General features: G+C 65.6%; 2 protein-coding genes and 1 pseudogene. All 3 read right to left on the bottom strand.

From position 1 onward, the window contains the following. Nucleotides 1-541: pseudogene (locus tag U9977_RS19565) on the bottom strand (class I SAM-dependent methyltransferase); the annotation flags it as partial. A 70-nt stretch (nt 542-611) separates the two neighbouring features. Continuing rightward, nucleotides 612-1,481, bottom strand: a complete 870-nt coding sequence (locus U9977_RS19570) for an arpA protein (RefSeq protein ID WP_322750733.1) — start codon at nt 1,479-1,481, stop codon at nt 612-614. 424 nt (nt 1,482-1,905) lie between these two features. Next, nucleotides 1,906-3,264: an acetyl-CoA carboxylase biotin carboxylase subunit gene (locus U9977_RS19575; protein ID WP_322750734.1), complete on the bottom strand. Its 1,359-nt coding sequence runs from the start codon at nt 3,262-3,264 to the stop codon at nt 1,906-1,908. Between the last annotated feature and the right edge of the window lie 78 nt (nt 3,265-3,342).

Here is a 3,342-nt window from a genome sequence, read left to right on the forward strand (position 1 = left end):
GTGCAATGGTCCGCTCCGTGACGTAACCGAGGCAGCCGGTCGAGATAACAAGATCCACCCCGGTGAACTGCTGGCGTTGTCGTTCCGTGGGGTCGCGCTGTTCGAGGTCGGCGTATACCACGTCGTCGACAAAGCCGGCCGAGAGCGCATAGGAAAGGGCGGGGTGGGACGTGTCGAGGCCCACGAACCGGGTGCACGTGCGGCGATTACGCGAACGGACCAGGTCCCGGTCGCGGGTCAGCAGCGTGCTGCGGGTCTGCGACCGGGCATCGATGCCGCAGTAACGCTCATACAGCTCGTCCATAGTCACGTCGAATTTCAACAGAGCGGCATTGATGCCGTATGAGCAGCCGATGTCCAGGATATTTGGAGCCCGGTTCTGCTGTAAGCTCCGGTATTCCTCGATAAGTTTTGTAAAATAGGGCTTGGCGAGCTGCGGGATGCGGTAGTCGAGCGCGCGCAACGTACTGAAATAGGCGCGCGGATCGGGTTGCGTGTAGATGTGGTCGAGGGAAATTTTTCCGGTGGTGTCGAAATGCACGGGTTATGCTCCTCCCTGGTTTACAGAACAGGCAACGGTCCGGCGTCGTAGGCAGCACGCCAGCAAGCTCCTAATCCAGTAGTCGGTCGACCCGCACAACGTTTCCCTCGGCCGCCAGATGTTGTGGCAGCACGCGACCGAAAAGCTGCCTCGTCCGCGTCACGCTGCCGACGACGCCAGGGCGTTCGCTATATGCGAAGATCGCCGAGTGGCGCGCTGTATCGCCGTGCACAGAGCTCACCCGGTGCATCGAATAACGGCCTTTGAACAGCTGAAGATCACCCGGGCGCAACGACAGCCGACGAATCAGGTGCCCACCGCGGCCGGCCAACACGGCCCGCACGTCGTCGAAATTCTCCGCCTGCGCGGACCTGATGTCCGGGCAATACTCGAACACACCACCGGCTCGCGGTTCCCGGGTGAGCAGACTCACCGCGAACTCATTTGTATCGAAATGCCAGGGATGCTCCATTCCTGGCATGACGACATTGAGGCACAGCCCGGCAAGGGGGTCTGCGAGCTCGTGGAGGCGGCCCAGCCCGAAGCAGTCCGCGATGAAGCGCTGAAACAGTTCGTCGGTGTAGAGCCGATGGATGATGAAATCCTCGGGTATACGATCGCGTGCCACAAACGCATTGCCGCGCCGCATGGCGACGGAAGCAGGATGATCTTCGTGAAGGGTCGCGTCCGGTGCGATGTTGTAGGCGTTCACCGTTTCGACCTCGTAATACGCCGCCGGCGCGATCGTCGCGCATTCCTGCTGTAATTCTTCACACCGGGACGGCCTGATAAAACCAGGCAGGACGCTGCAGCCGGTATTGTGCAGCTCGCGGCGGGTGCGAGAAACCACGTACTTCCAGTCGGCTCCGGTCGGCGCTGCCAGGGGATAGCGAGCCGTGTCGACCACCCGTCCAACCACCCGTGCCCCCGATGTGCTCATGAGGATCCTCCCCATCTGCCAGGGGCACCGCCCTGGGCCGGGACACCCCAATCGACTCGGCAATCCCTGTGTGTGGCGCCCATCCACAGCCAGCGATTCAGCACATTGTTGCTCGTCATTCAATTGCCGTGAAGTCGTTTGTGACATGCGACACTAAGAGCGCCCGGCAACAGGGGCGTGGATCAAGGAGCGGGGCTGGGGTGCGTAGATCGCGAGGCGGAGAAGGGAGGCACCGGAGGTGTTGGGTGTCGACCGACGGAGCCGGGGTACCCCGTGCATCGCGCAGCGATGGATGGGGAGCGATGCGGCGAGATGCGTGCCCCAGCCCCGCGACGCCGCGTCCCCTATTGCCGGTCGCTCTATGAACACCCCGGCAAGATCGATTCTGCTGTCTGCCGGGGTGGACGCGGATCAGGGACGCGGATCAGGGACGCGGTACCGCCGTGATCTCGTTGATGAGGGACGTGTCGTGCTCGGCCCGGCAGAACCGGGGGTGGTCGAGGACACCGCGCAGAAAGCCGGCGGTCGTTGTCACCGTCGGACCACTCAGGCGCAGCTCGTCGAGTGCCCGACGCATCCGCGCGAGTGCCTGGTCTCGATCGGGTGCCCAGACGACGACCTTGGCCAGCAGCGAGTCGTACAGCGCCGGAATGCGGTAGCCGGCGAAGACATGAGTGTCGACGCGGACGAACGGGCCGCCGGGCAGCGAGAACTCGCTGACCACCCCCGGCGTCGGGGTGAAACCCGCCGTCGGGTCCTCGGCGTTGATCCGGCACTCGATCGCGACGCCGCGCGCGGCGACGTCGTCCTGGGAGAACCCGAGCGGTTCACCGGCGGCGACGCGTAGCTGTTCGCGGACCAGATCCATCCCGGTGACCATCTCGGTGACCGGGTGCTCCACCTGGAGCCGGCAGTTGACCTCCATGAAATAGAACTGACCGGCCGGGTCGACCAGGAACTCGAAGGTGCCCGCGCCCACATAACCGACCGCCAGTGCGCCGCGGACCGCGGCGTCACACATGCGCTCGACGGTGTCGGCGGGCAGTCGCGGAGCGGGCGTCTCCTCCACGAGCTTCTGGTGACGACGCTGCAACGAGCAGTCGCGCGCGCCGAGGTGGACGACGTTACCGTGGGTGTCGGCGAGGATCTGCACCTCGACGTGGCGCGCGGACTGCAGATAGCGCTCCACGTAGAGCCGCCCGTCGCGGAACACCGCCTGGGCGCTGGCTCGAGTCTCGCTGTAGGCGCGAAGGAACGCGTCGGGGTCATCGACCACGGCCATGCCGCGCCCACCGCCGCCGGCCACCGCCTTGATGATGACCGGGAATCCGATTCCGGCCGCGAACTCCGCTGCCTCGTCGGCGTGGTCGAGTGCGTCCCGGCTACCCGCCAGCAGCGGCAGCCCGGCCTCGGACATGATCGAACGGGCGCTGGCCTTGTCGCCGAGGCAGTTCATCACCGACGCCGGCGGCCCGACGAAGGTGATGCCCTCCTCTTCGCACACCTCGGCGAAGTCCGCGTTCTCCGACAGGAAACCGTAGCCAGGGTGGATCGCGTCGGCACCCCAGCCCCGCGCCGCCTCGATCACAGCCGGGATGTGCAGATAGCTCGTCTTGGCCGGGCCGGGCCCGATCTGCACCGCCTCGTCGGCGAACCGGACGACCGCCGAGTCGCGATCGGCGGCGGAGTGGACCGCCACCGTGGCAAGACCCAGTTCACGGCAGGTGCGGGCCACCCGCAACGCGATCTCACCACGGTTGGCGATCAGCACTTTTTTGATCATCGGCCGGCACCGGTGGTGGTGCCGGCGGCCACCGCCAGCAGTGGCTCACCGTGCTCGACAGGGGTACCGTCGGTTACG

Source organism: Protofrankia sp. Cas8 (assembly GCF_963555845.1).
Lineage (GTDB): Bacteria > Actinomycetota > Actinomycetes > Frankiales > Frankiaceae > Protofrankia.

Bases quoted from the DNA above. Each gene is read 5' to 3' on its own strand.
- U9977_RS19570 (WP_322750733.1), bottom strand. From the start codon at position 1,481: ATGAGCACATCGGGGGCACGGGTGGTTGGACGGGTGGTCGACACGGCT.
- U9977_RS19575 (WP_322750734.1), bottom strand. From the start codon at position 3,264: ATGATCAAAAAAGTGCTGATCGCCAACCGTGGTGAGATCGCGTTGCGG.